We start from the raw sequence: 18,424 nt of genomic DNA, 5'->3' as shown, positions 1-18,424 counted from the left end.
TAATTATACCACAAAAAAAGACTGCTGTCTTGCTTTTTGGCAAGATCGCAGCCTTTTTTTCTTGGGGACTTTTTTTACAGCCCCGTTTTTTTTTTTACCCTTTTTTCACCCATACGATAATGCGACAAAAAAATCCCACAGTAAGTGATAATATATTTTCAGCGGATAAAACGAAAAGATGAAAGGAATGATAAAGCATGAATGTGGAGATAAAAAACTATCCGTCAGCCAGAACTCTTGTGGCAGAGATATGCGGCGATATCGACCACCATACAGCAAAATATTTCAGGGGAGAGATAGATAAAGCCATTAGAAGCCATAATCCTCTTACCCTTATCCTTGACTATTCTCAGGTGACTTTTATGGATAGCTCAGGTATCGGACTTGTTATGGGCAGATACAAAATAATGTCAGAAATGGGTGGCGAGGTGATAGTGGCGTCGCCTCCTGCTTATATCCGAAAGGTCTTGCAGCTTGCAGGTATGCACAGACTCACAAAGATAGTTATGGATATGACCCCGTACATACAAGAGAAGAAAGCAGCTCAGGAACAGAATGAAAGCCCCGATGACAAAACAAAGGAGAGTGATAAAATTGAAACGAAAACCCCTTAATGAAATGAAAGTCAGTTTTCCCAGCTATTCTGAAAATGAGCGCTTTGCTAGAGTTGCAGTCAGCGGTTTCCTTACTCAGCTTGACCCTCAGATCGACGAGCTTGCAGATGTCAAGACCGCAGTGTCAGAGGGAGTCACAAACGCCATTGTCCACGGATACCGAAACACCCTAGGGGAGATATTCATGCAAATAAGGATATTCGAGAACAGACACGTCTACATAAAAATAAGGGATAAGGGCTGCGGTATCGCTGATATTGAGCAGGCTATGCAGCCGCTTTTCACCACTGCACCTGAGGAGGAAAGAGCAGGCCTTGGCTTTGCGGTCATGGAAAGCTTTATGGATAAAGTGAAGGTGCGCAGCAAGCTTGGAGAAGGAACTACCCTTATCCTTGAAAAAACCTTGAAAGAAAGAGTATAAAATGAGCAGCATAGTCGAGACCCCTCTTGCAGAAGAAAATCTGGGGCTTGTTCACCTGTGCGCAAATCGCTTCCGCAACCGTGGCATAGAGTATGACGACCTCTACGGTGCAGGCTGTATAGGTCTTGTAAAAGCTGCGAAAGCCTTTGACAGCGACCGTGGTGTGAAATTCTCCACCTATGCAGTGCCAGTGATATTAGGGGAGATAAAAAGGCTTTTCCGTGACGGTGGCACGATAAAAGTGTCACGGAGCATAAAAGAGCTTTCCATGCGCCTTGTAAGAGAGCGTGAGCGATTTTCAATACAGCAGGGAAGAGAACCTACAGTAAGCGAGCTTTGTGAGCTGTCAGGAGAAAGCGAAGAAGCCGTTACTCTAGCCATGAATGTCGCCCTGCCCCCTGTTAGTCTTACTGAAAGCTCAGATGAAGACGACCGCCACGGACAAATAGATATCCCTGTTGATGCTCCTGACATAGAAATTGCTGACAGGCTCTCTCTCCGTCAGGTCATAGCTTCCCTTGAAGCGGAGGATAGAAAGCTTATATACCTGAGATATTTTCAGAATAAAACTCAAATGGAAACGGCAAAACAACTTGGTATGTCACAGGTGCAGGTGTCAAGACGTGAAAAAAAGCTGCTCGCTTTAATGCGTGAACAGCTTAAATAATATCATTACAGTGGGCGGCTTTTGGTCGCCCATTTTTTACAAATAAGACCTGAGTATCTCGATAGTTTCTTCATGTGAGCAAACAGCGTCAGAATCTATAAAGTGCTGAAAATAATCCCAGAAAGCCTGAACAAGGCTCGTTTCGCTTATCTTCAAATAAGAAAAATCAGAGAAGCAGTTGTTTCTGGCAACGATGTTAAGACTTGTGTTGTCAGAAATGTTGATACAAAGATTCTTCGACACTGCAAAATAGTCGTCCTTTATTATCCTGTAGTCTGCCATGCCGTTTTCACAAAGCGATATCATTATCTGTAGCATTATCTTGCGTTCTGCAAGAGTGGGAAAAGTATATGAATTTCTCGGAAGCTCAAAAATCTCTCCCGTCGTCATAAACTCTGCAAGACCCTTTTCACTGAACAGATTTACAAATTTGTGTTCAGAAAGAGCCTTCTTGCCCATGGTGAGCTTTGCTTTTACAAATTTCTTTGCGTCAGCCGGCAAAAGTGCATGGGCGTTGTATATATCCTCTGTAAGACAAAGCATGGTGCATGGCTGAAAATCCACGCCGATGAAATTTGCGTTGTCATCGTACCAAAAGTAAACATATTCCAAAATATCCACGGCGTGGTCGAGAAGCTTTGCACATTTTGTCTTGAACTTTTCAAACTGCCGCATATAAAATTCTACCATAGGCTTAGATCTGTATATAACGCCCTCGCAATAATCACTGTCTGTTCTGATCAGAAAATTATTCGTTATCATTATGTTTGGCATGATGTTCGTGGAGTTGAAATACGCCGACGCACCCTCATAATAATAAAAAGCCTCATATTTTTCATGCTTTTGTGCAAGGTGACATATGAACGGAAAAATATCCAGATTGTATTTTGCGGTGTTTTTTTCACCTGAGGTGTTGTCAAAGAAGAACAGATGGTTTATGGCAGACTCGCTGCCTTCTGCGGCAATGGACAGCAGATTGGTAAGAAACTCTGTTGGCTGAGCGATGACCTGAATGTCAGAACCATTATGAACATCGCTGCATATAAGCACCTGCAGGTTTTTTCTAAGTTCACGTTTGTCGGTGTAGATTGATATCTCAGGCACAGAGTCAATATCAACTTCTGTCTTGAAAGTCAGAGCGTCAGGATCTTCCATGTTGGTGTTTGCCATATCGTGTATTATCTTTGACACCTGCTTACGGCGATTGTAGACATCTTCCCCCATCTCAGAAATGTTATAAAGCTCCATGAGCCTGCTTTTATCCTCTGTGGAAAGCATGAGCTGCAAGCTTATATTTTCTACAAAATCTACGCTTGGCACTTTCCTTTCCCCTTTGAGTATCTTATGAAGATATGTTCTGTCGATACCACATTTTTCGGCAAGGGCTTTTATAGTAATATCTTTTTTCTTTATGTATTCTTTGAGAAGTTCCGAAAATTGTGACATTGGCATCATATCCTTTCTGTAGAAAACAGGCATTTAAAGTATATTTAAAGTATATTTTTACATACCGATACCTATATTATATCCTATTTACGCACAATTGTCAACCTTTGATAATTTTATCTTATTAAGGCAAAAACCGTATATTTTTATAAACAGCTGCAAAAAATACAAGCGTAAAATGAAATACTTTAAAATTTGGAGGAGTTTTCATGAAAATAATATTCTATGACGCAAAGCAGTATGATATAGATTCATTTGAAAAGCAGCGAAAAAACTATCCCGATATAGAAAACGTTTACCTTGAAGCCGACTTGACGGAAGACACAGCAAGGCTTGCCGAGGGCTGTGAGGGCGTGTGTGCCTTTGTAAGCTCAACGATAACAGGCTCAGTGCTTAGACGGCTCCATGAACACGGTGTAAAGCTTCTTCTTATGCGATGTGCAGGCTATAATAATGTTGATATAAAAGCCGCCGATAAATACGGCATAACAGTGCTTAGAGTGCCTGGGTATTCTCCGGAAGCCGTGGCAGAACACGCCATGGCACTGGCACTTGCAGTCACAAGAAGAATACACAAGGGCTATATAAAGGTAAGAGAGAACAATTTCAGCCTGAATGGTCTTATGGGACTTGATTTCCATGGCAAGACCGCTGGTATAATAGGCACAGGCAGGATAGGTGCGGCAATGTGCAGGATATGCCACGGCTTTGGTATGCGTGTTATAGCTTATGACGTTTATCAAAACCCTGACCTTGATTTTGTGAAATATTATCCCCTTAGCGAAGTCCTGCGGGAAAGCGACCTTATCTCGCTCCATTGCCCGCTGACCGAGGCAAGCTATCATCTTATCAATACTGAAACTATCTCCCTTATGAAAGAGAATGTTGTTTTCGTAAATACCTCCCGAGGTGCGCTTGTAAATACCGAAGACCTTATAAAAGGTATCAGAAGCAGAAAATTCCACGGAGTGGGTCTTGATGTTTATGAGGAAGAAACAGAGAACGTCTTTGAAAACCGACAGGAGGATATCCTAGAAAGCTCCGTGACCGCAAGGCTTCTGTCTTTTCCTAACGTTATCGTCACCTCTCATCAGGGCTTTTTCACCGAAGAAGCCCTAGCCGCCATAAGCCGCACAACGTTTGAGAATGCTTGTGCTTTTGAGCGTGGCAGGATAATAAAAGAAAATCAGGTCAAATAGACGTGTGGGAACGTTCCATGCGTCTTTGAAATATAACAAAAAACGGACGGCATAAAAACCGTCCGTTTTGTATATAGCTTTGATATTACGCTCTTATTAGTAAGCGATACCCTGCCACTTCATAGCGTCAGCGACCTTCAGGAAGCCTGCGATGTTAGCACCTGCAACGAGGTTGCCTTCAAGACCGTACTCCTTAGCTGCATTGTATGAGTTGTGGAAGATGTTTGTCATGATGTTCTTGAGCTTAGCGTCAACTTCCTCGAATGTCCAAGAAAGTCTCTCGCTGTTCTGTGACATCTCAAGAGCTGATGTAGCAACGCCGCCTGCGTTAGCAGCCTTTGCTGGTCCAAAGAGAACGCCTGCATTCTGGAATACAGCGATAGCCTCTGGAGTTGAAGGCATATTAGCACCCTCAGCAACAGCAAATACACCGTTAGCTACGAGAGCCTTAGCTGACTCTTCGTTGATCTCGTTCTGTGTAGCGCATGGGAGAGCGATGTCGCACTTGATAGTCCAAATGCCGCTGCAGCCCTCGTGATACTCAGCACCCTGTACTCTGTTTACATACTCCTTGATTCTGCCTCTCTCAACTTCCTTGATCTGCTTAACAACATCGAGATTGATGCCGTTTGGATCGTATACATAACCGTTAGAGTCAGAAAGTGCAACTACCTTGCCGCCCAGCTCTGTAGCCTTCTGTGTAGCGTAGATAGCAACGTTACCGGAACCGGAGATAACAACTGTCTTGCCTGCGAATGTTTCATTCTTCATGCACTTGATCATCTCAGCTGTGTAGTAGCAAAGACCATAACCAGTAGCCTCTGTTCTTGCAAGTGATCCGCCGTATGAAAGACCCTTACCTGTAAGAACGCCTGTGAACTCGTTTCTGATTCTCTTGTACTGACCGAACATATAGCCGATCTCTCTTGCACCTGTACCGATATCGCCTGCTGGAACGTCTGTGTCAGCGCCGATATGCTTGCAAAGCTCTGTCATGAAGCTCTGGCAGAATCTCATAACTTCTCCGTCAGACTTGCCCTTAGGATCGAAGTCTGAACCACCCTTACCGCCGCCGATAGGAAGACCTGTAAGGCTGTTCTTGAAGATCTGCTCGAAGCCGAGGAACTTGATTACTGATGCACATACTGAAGGGTGAAGTCTGATACCGCCCTTGTATGGTCCTATAGCAGAGTTGAACTGAACTCTGAAACCTCTGTTTACCTGTACCTTGCCGTTGTCATCTACCCAAGGAACACGGAAAATGATCTGTCTTTCCGGCTCAACTATTCTGTCGATTATACCTGCCTCAACAAGGTCAGGTCTCTTTTCTACAACAGGAATGAGGCTTTCCAGTACCTCATATACTGCCTGGAGGAATTCCTTTTCGCCGGGATTTCTCTTCTCAACCTTCTCATAAACGCTTTCAAGATACGCATTGTTCAAAGCCATTATTAAAACTCCCATCTTATAAATTATAATTTGTGCACGGCTTTTTTTACTCATTCCGCACATCACTTTTTTATTATAGCACACTATTTTGCAATTTGCAAGTAGTAAAATGCAAAATTTCATAATTTTATTGAAATTGTATAAAAATCATAGCCTTTTTTTGAAATGTGAAGTAAAATCACGATTATAAATTCATAATTCGTGTAAAATTTCCGTGAAATGTCGACAAATCATTGCGCTGTGACCAAAGCTGTTTCAGCCTGCAAAAATGACAAAACGCATTTTTATGCCGATATAACGCACAAATCCGCTGAAATATCGTCCCTGATATGAAATTTTGGTTGACGAATCCTGCAAAAAAGTGTACAATATAAAGTAATAAAGCACTTATAAACAAAGGAGCAGTACCGATGACAAAGAAAGAACGTGCACAAATGATAGTGGAAAGGCTGGAGCAGGTCTACCCCGAGGGCATATGCTCCCTTGACTATAAAAAGCCTCACGAGCTTATGATAGCAGGCAGACTTTCTGCGCAGTGTACAGACGCAAGGGTGAATATCGTCACGAAAGAGCTTTTTGCAAAATATAAGACCATTGAGGATTTTGCTAACGCAGATGTTGCTGATATCGAGGAGATAATACGCCCATGCGGTCTGTATAAAACAAAAGCTCGCTCTATCGTAACAATGTGCAGACAGATAATGGATAACTTTGGCGGCGAGATACCTGATACCATAGAAAAGCTCACTACCCTTGCAGGCATAGGCAGAAAGACGGCAAATCTTGTTATGGGAGATGTTTTTCATAAGCCTGCGGTGGTAACTGATACCCACTGTATAAGGATATGCGGCAGACTTGGGCTTACAAAAAATAAAGAGCCTGCAAAGGTGGAAGAGGATCTGAGAAAGATTCTTCCCCCTGAGAGATCCTCTGATTTCTGTCACCGTCTTGTACTGTTCGGACGTGAATACTGCAAGGCAAGGGGAGAACGCTGTAGCGAGTGTCCCCTGCTTGATATCTGCGGCAGCAGAAAATGACCGCAGGCTGTTGAAATAATAAAGCAAAAGTAGTATAATAAGGTCACAAGATGAAATGCAGAGGAGATGAGCGTTTTGATAAAGGCATGGGAGCATTTCAAGACCATTACAAGACATCGCCACGGAGTGATAAAAAACTGCTATAAGGCAGGCATTTTGTGGCAGGGTCTGAGGCATGACCTTTCAAAATATTCCCCGGAGGAGTTTCTCAAGGGCTGTAAATATTATCAAGGCACACGTTCGCCCCATGAAGCAGAGCGTGAAGAATACGGATTTTCTTACGGCTGGATGCATCACAAGGGAAGAAATAAGCATCACTTTGAATATTGGACGGACTATGACCTGCGGACTAAGTTGATGACCCCTGTGAAAATGCCCCTTAAATATGTGAAAGAAATGTTCTGCGACAGAGTTGCCGCAAGCAAGATATATATGAAAGACAAATATGACGACGGTGCACCTCTTGCGTACTTTTTAAGAGCCAAAAAGACAAGAGCCATCCACCCTGAAACATCAAACCTTTTGGAGAAGCTTCTTACAATGCTTCGTGATAAAGGCGAGGACTACACTTTCGCCTATATAAGACATTTGAAAAAATATTAGGGGGAATTTCCGTGGGAATTTTCAAAAAGAAAACTGTCAAGCCCGTCCCTGAGGAGTGCAGGGGAATGGAGATAAAAATAATGTCAAGCACCTGCACAGGCGAGAAAACTATCGGATTTTATAACCGCAACACTCGAGAGATAATGTATCCAGAGCTTGTGAAAAGCGACAGCGATGTTGAGGCTTTTTATGAAAAATACGGATTGAAAAAATGAATTATGTTGCATGAGAGAATATATAAAAAAATGTAAATATTTAATGAACTTTGAAATGAAATATATGTAAGAATATTTTGTGGGTGATTTTTACAGAGCGCGAAAAATAGGCGTTTATAAAAAAATAATGATGTTGATCTAAAGTTAATTATGGCTAAATTATAAATACTATTTCTAACGTGTGAATAAGTACAAAAATCAAGCGGCGACTATGCCTCTTTTTTATGTAAAGCTACAAAGATTGCAAGAAAGCACGCAAAATCGGGCAAATTAATTGACAATAGGGGTCAAATACGTTATAATAACAGCATGAAAACAATGTAAAAAATTATAACGGAGGTAGATTCAAAATGACAAAAAATGATCTGATATCCGCAATAGCAGAAAAGGGCGGCTATTCTAAAAAGGAAGCAGAGCAGGCACTTGCGGCTGTAACAGAAACTATCACAGAGGCACTTGTAAAGGGCGAAAAGGTATCTATCGTAGGTTTTGGTGCATTTGAGGTAAGAGATCGTGCAGCTAAGGATTCTATTAATCCTGCAACAAAGAAGCCTATCCATGTTCCTGCAAAGAAGGTTCCTGCATTCAAGGCAGGCAAGGCTCTTAAAGAGGCTGTGGATAAGTAAATTAGTAACACTTTTAAAGGAGAGATTTCACAATGGCTGAAAAGAAGATCGCCGCTGACAAGAAGGCAGAAGAAGCTGTAAAGGAAGTCAAGGCTGAGGTAAAGTCTGCTGCTGAAAAGACAGGCGCAGCAGTAAAGGAAACAGCAAAGAAAGCTGTCAAGACGGCAGAAAAGGCAGTAAAGACCGCAGCAAAGGCAACAAAGGCAAAGAAGGAAACTGTAAAGAAAGCAGTTGAGGCTGAGATAAAGGACGAGGTATTCGTTCAGTTCGCAGGCGTAGAGGTAAATGTTGAAGCTGTAGTGGCTGCTGCAAAGGCTGACTACAAGGCAAAGGGTCACAGAACACCAAAGACAGTTTCAGTATACATCAAGCCTGAAGAGGGCGTTGCTTACTACACTGTAAAGGGTGTAGGCTCAGAGGATTACAAGGTAGAACTCTAATTGTAACATTTGTGTGTAGGGGCGAACAGCGTTCGCCCACTATTTAACACGTTCTATCTATATGATAAGCTACATCAAGCGGAGGACAACACCTCCGCTTTTTTGCGTATATAAACAGAAAGTGCAGCATATTTCCATGCTGCACTTTCTGCGTTATTTAAGAAATCATAAAACACATTACTGTGGTGGTGTCGAGAAGAATGTCTGCCATGCGTAGCCCTTTGTGCCATTATATTCAACATAATACCAGCCGTTTTCGTTGCGGTAGTATTTGCAGGTCGCACCCGATGGGATAGTAAGAAGATTTTCACTGCTCGATGTAGGCTGTGGGTGGAGATAAACTGCACTTATGCACTGGATATCACCAACAGCGTCACCGTTGTCATCTTTAACACCGTCATATGGATCTTCGTCAGGCTCAGTGGCCTTTTTGGACTTTTTAGATGTTTCCTGCGGCTTTTCCGAAGTGGTGGTGGTCTTTGGCGGAATGTATTCCGTAGAAGTTATCGTACCGGTCTTTTTCGGAGTGGTGTTGGTGTTCACAAAAAGAGTTTTTGCAAATATCATTATTACTATGGCTACCACAAGTACAGTCAGCAGTATCGCTATTATTCCCTTTACAGTAGGAGTGAGCCAAGTGGAGCCTTCCTGCTGCTGAGGTCTGTTCTGACCCTGCGGTCTGCGATCCTGTTCAGGACGATAGTAGCCTTTATTGTTTCTGTTGTCAGGCATTATTTATATTCTTCCTTTCGGTTCATTGACTAGAGTTCGACACATTTCGTGTCTATATCTTTAATTATACAAAATATAAACTGTTCTGTCAATTAAAATTCGGTTACGATTTACATTTACTTTATAACAATATGGTGTAAATCGGGAGGCGTTTTTATGTAATAGATGTGAAAATTATCAAAGTGGATAGATATAACGTTTTCTTGAAGGCTTGTTTTGTTACAAAGGGAAAAAATATGTTAATAAATTTTCATAACCCTTTTATTTGTATATATAATATGCTATAATAATAACAAATATGAGAATTTTAATATTCTCAGTAAGCTGTAAGGAGATTGATGATAATGAATATTGCCGTTGCACAATCAGGAGGACCTACCTGCGCTATCAACGCTTCATTGGTGGGAGTTTTCAAACAGGCTGTGAAAACACCACAGATAGACGCCGTTTTCGGCTCGCTCAATGGTATCGAGGGTATCATAAACGACCAGCTCATAGATCTTAAGCTTGTTATAAAAACAAACGAAGATATGGAGCTTCTAAGACAGACACCGTCAACAGTTCTCGGCTCATGCCGTTATAAACTTCCTGATGTTGAGGAGGGCGGTGAAACATATGAGCGTATCTTGAACTGCCTTGAAAAGCATAGGATAGAAGCTTTCTTTTATATCGGAGGAAACGATTCTATGGATACCGTGGCAAAGCTTTCCGATTATCTTGCGGCAAGAAATTCAAAGATAAGAGTTATAGGCATACCAAAGACTATAGATAACGACCTGCCTGTAACAGACCATACACCAGGCTTCGGCTCTGCCGCAAAGTATGTTGCCGCAACGGTTCAGGAGATAATCCGTGACAGCTCGGTTTATTCTATCGAGTCCGTCACTATCGTTGAGATAATGGGCAGACACGCTGGCTGGCTCACAGCTTCCACCTGCGTACTCAGAGCAAATGACGAGATAGCCCCTCACCTTATCTATCTCCCTGAAAATAACTTCACCGCTGAAAAGTTCCTGGAGGACGTAAGAAATCAAATGGCAAAGCATAAAGCCGTTATCATCGCAGTTTCCGAGGGCGTAAAGCTTAAGGGCGAGGAAAATAAGCCGAGAGTTGTGGATAATTTCGGTCACGAGTATCTCTCTGGCATAGGAAAGACCCTTGAACAGCTCGTTAAAGAGAATATCGGCTGTAAAGTCCGTTCTATTGAGCTTAACGTTATGCAGAGATGTTCTTCTCATATCTGCTCAAAGACGGATATAGACGAAGCCGAGGAAATAGGCTCAGCAGGCGTAAGAGCGGCTCTTGCAGGGAAAACAGGTAAAATGATGATATTCAAGCGTATCAGCGACGTGCCTTATGTTGTGACCGTTGACAGCGTTGATGCCCATGATGCTGCAAATAAGGAAAAATTCTTCCCTGCCCAGTGGTTAAGCGATGACGGCAATGACGTAAATCCGGAAGCCGTAAGATACTTCCTGCCACTTATCCAAGGCGAGGTAAAAATAGCAATGAAAAACGGTATGCCCGTTCATTTCAAGCTGTAAGCGTAAATTCGTTTTTATGCAAGTTGTAGGGGACGGCGCCCTCGATGTCCCGCTTGTTTAAGCCTTTTTCAACATTCTCAGCAGAGCAGTTTCAAGCTGTTCTGCTTTTTTCGTTCCATACCGTCATCAGCCCTTGACAATTCGGTGCAAAAGTGAGATAATATTATAATAGGTGCAGTGATGCCATATCATGCGGAAAGGAAAGAATATAATGTGTGATCTCAAATTCAGCTTTCAAATGAAATTCACAGTTCCGTTTCGCAGACAGCCTAAGACACGAGTCTGACGGCAAAAAGGCAACACCTCTTGGTCTTGCCACGATACTGTGATAGAAAAAATATTTGCGAAAGGAATTGTTTTATAATGAAAAAAGAGCTTTCAAAGCTTTATGAGCCTAATAAGGTAGAAGATAAGATCTACAAATATTGGCTTGACGGCGGATTTTTCCACGCTGAGCCTGATTCCAAGAAAGAGCCATACTGTATAGTTATCCCACCACCGAACATCACAGGACAGCTCCATATGGGTCATGCCCTTGATGAAACTTTGCAGGATATACTTATCCGCTGGAAGAGAATGAGCGGATATGCCGCAGAGTGGATACCTGGTACAGACCACGCTTCTATCGCAACAGAAGCAAAGATAGTTGAGGCTATGCGTAAAGAGGGCCTTACAAAGGACGATATCGGCAGGGACGGTTTCCTTGAAAGAGCATGGGATTGGAAAAAGAAATACGGCGGCAGAATAGTTGAGCAGCTTAAAAAGCTCGGCTCTTCCTGCGATTGGGACAGAGAGCGTTTCACAATGGACGAGGGCTGTTCAAAGGCTGTAAAGGAAGTTTTCATAAACTACTATAATAAGGGACTTATCTATAGAGGCGAAAGAATAATAAACTGGTGCCCGCATTGCCGTACATCTATCTCAAACGCAGAGGTTGAGTATGAAGATCAGGCTGGTCACTTCTGGCATCTGAAATATCCTCTTACAGACGGAAGCGGATATGTAGAGCTTGCCACAACACGTCCTGAAACACTTCTCGGCGATACTGCCGTTGCAGTAAATCCAAAGGACGAAAGATATAAGGATATCGTAGGCAAGACACTCACACTGCCGCTTGTTGGCAGAGAGATACCTGTTGTTGCCGACAGCTATGTTGATATGGAGTTCGGTACAGGCGTCGTAAAGATAACTCCTGCCCATGACCCTAACGACTTTGAAGTTGGTAAAAGACATAACCTGCCTGTTATCAACGTTCTTACTGAGGACGCAAAGATAGTTGACGATTATCCTGAGTATGCAGGCATGGATAGATACGAGGCAAGAAAGAAAATAGTTGAAGACCTTGAAAAGGGCGGCTTCCTTGCTTATGTTGAAGACCACGAGCATAACGTAGGTACTTGCTACCGCTGCGGAACAACTGTCGAGCCAAGAGTATCACTCCAGTGGTTCGTTAAAATGGACGAGCTTGCAAAGCCTGCAATAAAGGCTGTTGAGGACGGCTCTATCAAGTTCGTTCCTGAAAGATTTGAAAAGAACTACCTTAACTGGATGAACGATATCAGAGATTGGTGTATCTCACGTCAGCTTTGGTGGGGTCATCAGATACCGGCTTTCTATTGCGATGATTGCGGCGAAACTGTGGTAACAAAGGAAGACCATGCTTGTTGCCCTAAGTGCGGCAAGGAAATGCGTCAGGACCCTGATACTCTCGATACATGGTTCTCATCAGCACTGTGGCCATTCTCAACTCTCGGCTGGCCTGACAAGACAGAGGAGCTTGAGTATTTCTATCCAACAAACACTCTCGTAACAGGCTATGATATCATTCCATTCTGGGTATCCAGAATGATAGTTGCAGGCATGGAGAACATGAAGCAGAAGCCTTTTGATACTGTTCTTATCCACGGCCTTGTTAGAGATTCACAGGGCAGAAAGATGTCAAAATCTCTCGGCAACGGTATCGACCCGCTTGTTATCATCGACCAGTACGGTGCAGATGCCCTGAGATTTATGCTCGCAACAGGCAACGCACCTGGAAACGATATGAGATTTATCGAGGATAAGGTAAAATCCTCAAGAAACTTTGCCAATAAGATATGGAACGCCGCAAGATTTATCATGATGAATCTTCCTGACGGCTTCAAGGCTGATAAGCTTCCTGAAAACCTCAACGTTGAGGATAAGTGGGTAATATCAAAGTTCAATACTCTTGCAAAGGAAGTAAATGATAATCTTGATAAGTTCGAGCTTGGCGTAGCAGTTTCAAAGCTTTATGACTTTATCTGGGATATCTATTGCGATTGGTATATCGAGCTTACAAAGCCAAGAATAGCCGCAGGCGGTGAAACAGAGGCTACCGCACAGGCTGTTCTCGTGTGGGTAATGAAGGGTATGCTTAAAATGCTCCACCCATTCATGCCTTATATCACCGAGGAGATCTGGCAGGCTCTCGTAAATGACGGCACAGCTATCATGGTTCAGGATTACCCTGTATATGACGAAAAGCTTGAATTTGCCGATGAAGAAGCAACATTCGAGAAGATAATCGCAGGCATAAAGAGCATAAGAAACTGCCGTGGTGAAATGAACGTTCCGCCGTCTGTAAAGGCAAAGCTTTATATTGAAACTGCACAGCCAGAAGTATTCTCACAGGGCGTAATGTTCTTTGAAAGACTTGCTTCTGCGTCTGAGGTCATCATTACAGATAAGTGCGAGGAAAAGGATTGCGCCGCCGCTGTTACAGACAGTGCAAGATTTTTCATTCCGCTTGCGGATATCATAGACGTTGACAAGGAGCTTGCACGTCTTGATAAAGACAGAAAGAATGCACAGAAGGATATAGACTTCCTTAGCAAGAAGCTCAGCAATCAGGGCTTCCTTGCAAAAGCCCCTGAACAGCTTATCGAAGCCGAAAAGGCAAAGCTTGCAAAGGCAGAGGAGAAGATGTCAAAGATAATGGAATCTATCTCCGCTCTTGAAGCAAGAAAGTAATATAAAAAATCAATGGCGAGGTCTTTCACCTCGCCATTTTTTGTGTTTTATGTAGGGGGAGCTGTGCATGGCTTATAACCCAAAACAAAAAAGCAGGACAGCCCGAAAGCTGTCCTGCTTGATTTTTTATATCTCAGAATTAGTTCTTCTTTACGCCGATAGAAACCTTTTCGCCGTTGATATCCCAATCCTTTTCGTTGCCGACATTTTCGCCAAGAACGATATCGTCTGCAAGAACGTCATGAGAAATAGCCTCTCTGTTCTTGTCAACAACAGCCATAACCTTTTCGCTGCCGCTTACAGAAACAGTGATGTGATCCATTACCTCAAAGCCCGAATCCTTTCTCATTGTCTGAACCTTGCTGATAACTTCTCTTACAAAGCCCTCTTCAATAAGCTCAGGAGTGAGAACAGTGCTGATAGCTACAGTTACGCCGTTTTCAGAAAGGGTGTAGAAGCCTTCTTTCTGCTCAGACTCGATAAGAACATCATCCTTGTCAAGTGCTATCTCACCGCTTGAAAGCGTGAGTTTCAGACTGCCTGTTTCATTCAGTTCGCCCATAGCCTTGTGTCCGTCAAGCTGTGAAAGCTGTGTTCTTATCTCACCAAGCTGCTTGCCGTACTTTGGACCAAGGGTCTTGAGCTGTGGCTTGAACTTATAATCAATATATGCAGATACATCATTTGAGAACTGAACGTCCTTGAGGTTAAGCTCATCTCTGATGATGTCGATATAGTAGCTGTCAAGTGGGTGGTCTGCTGCAACGTACATCACGCTCAAAGGCTGACGGTTTTTAAGGCTTGCGCCGTTTCTTGCAGAACGTCCCAGAACAACTATCTCCAGAACTTCTTCCATGTCAGATTCAAGCTTTTCGTCTATCATGTTCTCGTCGCAAACAGGATAATCGCAAAGGTGGATACTCTCAGGAGCGTCCTTGTCAACGCTTCTAACAAGATTCTGATAGATCTCCTCAGTGATGAACGGTACCATAGGTGCTGCACACTTGCAGAGCGTAACGATAGCAGTGTAAAGAGTCATGTAAGCGTTTATCTTGTCCTGTGACATTCCCTGTGCCCAGTATCTCTCTCTGCCTCTTCTTACATACCAGTTGGAAAGATCATCAACAAACTCCTGCATAGCCTTTGCAGCCTCAGGTATCCTGTAGTTGTTAAGGTTATCGTCAGCAGCCTTTATCATAGAGTTCATCTTTGAAAGCAGCCACTTGTCCATTACAGAGAGCTTGTCATATTCTATCTCATGCTTTGTAGGGTCGAACTGGTCTATCTCAGCATAAAGCACATAGAACGCATATGTGTTCCAAAGCGTACCCATGAACTTTCTCTGACCCTCTGTTACGCCCTTGTCATGGAACTTATTAGGCAGCCATGGAGCAGAGTTTGTGTAGAAATACCACCTGATAGCGTCTGCGCCGTATTTAGCCAGTGCCTCGAATGGGTCAACAGCGTTGCCCTTTGACTTTGACATCTTCTGACCGTTCTCGTCCTGAACAAGTCCAAGCACGATAACGTTCTTGTATGGAGCCTTGTCAAATATAAGCGTTGAGATAGCAAGGAGTGAATAGAACCAACCTCTTGTCTGGTCAACAGCTTCTGAAATGAAGTCAGCAGGGAACTGTGACTCGAAAAGCTCCTTGTTCTCAAATGGATAGTGGTGCTGTGCAAAAGGCATTGAGCCTGAGTCGAACCAGCAGTCTATTACCTCTGATACACGGTGCATCTGTTTTCCACACTCAGGGCATTTGATAGTTACAGCGTCGATGTATGGTCTGTGAAGCTCGATATCATCAGGGCAGTTGTCTGACATTGACTTCAGCTCTTCGATAGAGCCGATAGAATGTCTGTGACCGCACTCACATTCCCAAATGTTCAGCGGAGTACCCCAATATCTGTTTCTTGAAATGCCCCAATCCTGAACGTTTTTCAGCCAGTCACCGAAACGTCCCTTACCAATGCTCTCAGGGATCCAGTTGATAGTGTCATTATTAGCGATAAGTCTGTCCTTAACGTCAGTCATCTTGATGAACCATGTATCTCTTGCATAGTAGATAAGAGGTGAGCCGCATCTCCAGCAGTGCGGATAATCATGCTCGAACTTAGGAGCGGCAAAAAGCTTGCCTGACTTGTCAAGGTCTTTGAGTACCTCAGGGTCAGCGTCCTTTACGAACATTCCGGCATATGGAGTTTCAGCAGTCATGTCGCCCTTGCCGTCAACGAACTGAACGAAAGGCAGATCATACTTCTTTCCGACCTTAGAGTCGTCCTCACCGAAAGCAGGCGCAATATGAACGATACCTGTACCGTCTGACATAGTTACATAGCTGTCACAGGTAACAAAGTGACCCTTTTTGCCCTGCTTCTTTGCGCTTTCGCCTGCGCACTCATAAAGCGGCTCGTATTCAATATATTCAAGATCCTTGCCCTTGTAAGTTTCAAGCACCTTGTATGCAGGCTTGTCCTCAGTTGCAAGCTTGCCGAGGACAGTGTCAAGAAGCGCTTCGGCAAGAATATAAGTGTAGCCGTCAGCGGCTTCTACCTTGCAGTAAGTTTCATCTGGGTTTACGCAAAGGGCAACGTTTGAAGGGAGCGTCCAAGGAGTTGTTGTCCATGCAAGGAAGTATTCGTCCTTGCCAACAAGCTTAAAACGAACGATAGCAGAACGCTCTTTAACTGTCTTGTAGCCCTGAGCAACTTCGTGAGAAGAAAGCGGTGTGCCGCAGCGTGGACAGTAAGGAACTATCTTGAAGCCCTTGTAAAGCAAGCCCTTTTCGTATATCTGTTTCAAAGCCCACCATTCAGACTCTATAAAGTTGTTGTCATAGGTAACATAAGGGTGTTCCATGTCAGCCCAGAAGCCAACAGTGCCTGAGAAGTCCTCCCACATACCCTTGTATTTCCATACAGACTCTTTACACTTCTTGATGAACGGCTCAAGACCGTATTCCTCGATCTGCTCCTTGCCGTCAAGCCCCAGCATTTTCTCTACTTCAAGCTCAACAGGCAGACCATGTGTGTCCCAGCCAGCCTTACGAGGTACCTGATAGCCTTTCATAGCACGGTATCTTGGTATCATATCCTTGATAGCACGAGTGAGAACGTGACCGATATGCGGCTTGCCGTTAGCCGTTGGAGGTCCGTCATAGAAAACATAGGACTCGCCCTTTTTACGGCTGTCAATACTTTTTTCAAAGATATTGTTATCGTCCCAGAACTTTTCCACTTCTTTTTCTCTCTGAACGAAGTTCAGATTGGTGTCAACCTTTTTGTACACGAAGATCAATCCTTTCTGATTTTGTAATAAACGATCAGTTACGCATAAAGATAAAATGCAATAAAAAAGGCTTCCGCCCTGAAACAGGACGAAAGCCGTAAAGCCATTCGCAAACCACCTTTTCAGCATACTGACATATGCGTTCCCTTTAACGCAGGAAAAGCGGCGAAGCTTACTTATCATACTGATTTTCAGCCTGCAACTCGGAAGTGATATTCAGCCTGAAGCTAATCATACCGCCCTCTCACTGTCGGCGGCTCGCTGAGATTTTCGCATAAAGCCTACTGTCTTCGTCAACGTTTTTTACATATGAAATCAGTATATCACCATGCTGATGTTTTGTCAATGGTTATTTTGTTAATTTTCATGTATCCGACTTTTTTATTTTTGATATAAAGTCATTGAGCCTGTGCCCACGTTGCTCCTCACGCTGTTTGTCACGATACTTTTTCAAATGCTCGCCAAGCCTTGCACCTGAGCCCATGGAAAGCATAAATCTGTATTTCTCTTTTCTCTCCTCTGAACTTTCCCTGATGTGCCGTTTGAACTCCTCGTATCTGATGACCATATCGTTCTCTTCCGCAAACGTTTTTATCTTCTCTGCCAGCTTCAGGGAATAGAATAGGTCGATAGCAAAAACACCATAGAAAAATCCAATAAAGAACGAGAACGCCAAATTATTCGCAAGCCAGTTGAGTGCGTCAAGAATGTATGGGTGTATAAAGAAATAATAGACCGCGCCCAGTGCTGCCCATATGAGAGAATACAACGGACATATTATGCCTTTATAGTTGAATTTGTTTCCAGTGTAGTCCCACAGCTTGACGTGCATTTTCACAATGAATATCTCGCCTGCAATAAGCTCTATCACTGTCATTGCAATAGCCATAAGCAAAAAAAGTATAAACTTCTGCAAAGCCGTGTTGTCAGTGTGTATAAATTTTTCAAGTCCCGCCAGCAGATAAAGGGTGCAAAGCCCGAAGCCATATAAAGGCAGATAAGGACCAATAAGAAAACCGGGGTTTATCCATTTTCTTGCTTTGTTGCTAGGCTCAAATCGTCTGAAAATAACTTCTATCCCCCAGCCTATCAGACACCCTGCAAAGAACAGGAATGCCAGAATAAGTATATTGCTCATATAAAATATCCTT

The 18,424-nt window shown here is 43.3% G+C and carries 17 protein-coding genes; 12 read left to right on the top strand and 5 right to left on the bottom strand.

Annotated elements, in window-relative coordinates:
• The 4 genes from DW938_RS14980 to DW938_RS08255 all read left to right on the top strand — a co-directional run.
• Positions 1 to 182, top strand: a 182-nt coding sequence (locus tag DW938_RS14980) for a hypothetical protein (RefSeq protein WP_207660695.1), incomplete at its 5' end; no start/stop codon positions are given.
• A 15-nt stretch (positions 183 to 197) separates the two neighbouring features.
• On the top strand, positions 198 to 614 hold the full coding sequence (locus DW938_RS08265) for an anti-sigma factor antagonist (protein ID WP_117876325.1): 417 nt from the start codon (positions 198 to 200) through the stop codon (positions 612 to 614).
• A 4-nt stretch (positions 615 to 618) separates the two neighbouring features.
• Entirely contained in the window at positions 619 to 1,035 is a 417-nt protein-coding gene (gene spoIIAB, locus DW938_RS08260; protein WP_117863155.1) for an anti-sigma F factor, read from the top strand.
• A gap of 1 nt (position 1,036) precedes the next feature.
• Positions 1,037 to 1,702: a sigma-70 family RNA polymerase sigma factor gene (locus tag DW938_RS08255; RefSeq protein WP_118124468.1), complete on the top strand. Its 666-nt coding sequence runs from the start codon at positions 1,037 to 1,039 to the stop codon at positions 1,700 to 1,702.
• A 36-nt stretch (positions 1,703 to 1,738) separates the two neighbouring features.
• Here the strand turns inward: DW938_RS08255 and DW938_RS08250 are convergent, their stop codons facing one another.
• Positions 1,739 to 3,148 carry a helix-turn-helix transcriptional regulator gene (locus DW938_RS08250; protein ID WP_181984394.1) on the bottom strand — a complete coding sequence of 470 codons (1,410 nt, stop codon included), beginning with the start codon at positions 3,146 to 3,148 and terminating at the stop codon, positions 1,739 to 1,741.
• Positions 3,149 to 3,357: 209 nt separating this feature from the next.
• On the opposite strand from DW938_RS08250, the gene DW938_RS08245 reads away from it, so the two are divergent.
• Positions 3,358 to 4,347 (top strand): 2-hydroxyacid dehydrogenase, encoded by a 990-nt coding sequence (locus DW938_RS08245; RefSeq protein ID WP_118124466.1) that lies wholly within the window; start codon positions 3,358 to 3,360, stop codon positions 4,345 to 4,347.
• 96 nt (positions 4,348 to 4,443) lie between these two features.
• Here the strand turns inward: DW938_RS08245 and gdhA are convergent, their stop codons facing one another.
• Entirely contained in the window at positions 4,444 to 5,796 is a 1,353-nt protein-coding gene (gene gdhA, locus DW938_RS08240; protein WP_117876322.1) for an NADP-specific glutamate dehydrogenase, read from the bottom strand.
• Between the two features lie 410 nt (positions 5,797 to 6,206).
• On the opposite strand from gdhA, the gene nth reads away from it, so the two are divergent.
• The 5 genes from nth to DW938_RS08215 all read left to right on the top strand — a co-directional run bounded on the left by nth (position 6,207) and on the right by DW938_RS08215 (position 8,717).
• Complete coding sequence (nth, locus tag DW938_RS08235) at positions 6,207 to 6,833, top strand: endonuclease III (RefSeq protein ID WP_117876321.1); 627 nt, start codon at positions 6,207 to 6,209, stop codon at positions 6,831 to 6,833.
• 66 nt (positions 6,834 to 6,899) lie between these two features.
• Positions 6,900 to 7,436, top strand: a complete 537-nt coding sequence (locus tag DW938_RS08230) for a DUF5662 family protein (protein ID WP_118124465.1) — start codon at positions 6,900 to 6,902, stop codon at positions 7,434 to 7,436.
• An 11-nt stretch (positions 7,437 to 7,447) separates the two neighbouring features.
• Positions 7,448 to 7,651, top strand: a complete 204-nt coding sequence (locus tag DW938_RS08225) for a hypothetical protein (protein WP_038670658.1) — start codon at positions 7,448 to 7,450, stop codon at positions 7,649 to 7,651.
• A 350-nt stretch (positions 7,652 to 8,001) separates the two neighbouring features.
• Positions 8,002 to 8,277 carry an HU family DNA-binding protein gene (locus tag DW938_RS08220; protein WP_022286828.1) on the top strand — a complete coding sequence of 92 codons (276 nt, stop codon included), beginning with the start codon at positions 8,002 to 8,004 and terminating at the stop codon, positions 8,275 to 8,277.
• Positions 8,278 to 8,309: 32 nt separating this feature from the next.
• The gene (locus DW938_RS08215; RefSeq protein WP_118124464.1) at positions 8,310 to 8,717 is read left to right on the top strand and encodes a DUF6465 family protein; all 408 of its coding nucleotides are present in this window, start codon (positions 8,310 to 8,312) and stop codon (positions 8,715 to 8,717) included.
• Between the two features lie 177 nt (positions 8,718 to 8,894).
• Here DW938_RS08215 and DW938_RS08210 read toward each other — a convergent pair whose 3' ends face one another.
• Positions 8,895 to 9,449: an SH3 domain-containing protein gene (locus DW938_RS08210; protein ID WP_118124463.1), complete on the bottom strand. Its 555-nt coding sequence runs from the start codon at positions 9,447 to 9,449 to the stop codon at positions 8,895 to 8,897.
• 344 nt (positions 9,450 to 9,793) lie between these two features.
• Here DW938_RS08210 and DW938_RS08205 point away from each other — a divergent pair, with 344 nt between their 5' ends.
• Both DW938_RS08205 and DW938_RS08200 read left to right on the top strand, forming a co-directional pair.
• Entirely contained in the window at positions 9,794 to 10,993 is a 1,200-nt protein-coding gene (locus tag DW938_RS08205; RefSeq protein ID WP_118124462.1) for a 6-phosphofructokinase, read from the top strand.
• 363 nt (positions 10,994 to 11,356) lie between these two features.
• On the top strand, positions 11,357 to 13,984 hold the full coding sequence (locus DW938_RS08200) for a valine--tRNA ligase (RefSeq protein WP_118053647.1): 2,628 nt from the start codon (positions 11,357 to 11,359) through the stop codon (positions 13,982 to 13,984).
• A gap of 139 nt (positions 13,985 to 14,123) precedes the next feature.
• On the opposite strand, the gene ileS is transcribed toward DW938_RS08200, so the two are convergent.
• Both ileS and DW938_RS08190 read right to left on the bottom strand, forming a co-directional pair.
• Positions 14,124 to 17,273 carry an isoleucine--tRNA ligase gene (gene ileS / locus DW938_RS08195; RefSeq protein WP_118124461.1) on the bottom strand — a complete coding sequence of 1,050 codons (3,150 nt, stop codon included), beginning with the start codon at positions 17,271 to 17,273 and terminating at the stop codon, positions 14,124 to 14,126.
• Between the two features lie 364 nt (positions 17,274 to 17,637).
• Positions 17,638 to 18,411, bottom strand: a complete 774-nt coding sequence (locus DW938_RS08190) for a putative ABC transporter permease (protein WP_207722524.1) — start codon at positions 18,409 to 18,411, stop codon at positions 17,638 to 17,640.
• Positions 18,412 to 18,424 lie beyond the last annotated feature (13 nt).

Source organism: Ruminococcus sp. AM43-6, assembly GCF_003461785.1.
Lineage (GTDB): Bacteria > Bacillota > Clostridia > Oscillospirales > Ruminococcaceae > Hominimerdicola > Hominimerdicola aceti.
Note: the sequence above shows the minus strand (reverse complement) of the source record. Positions and strands in the feature narration are given on the sequence as shown.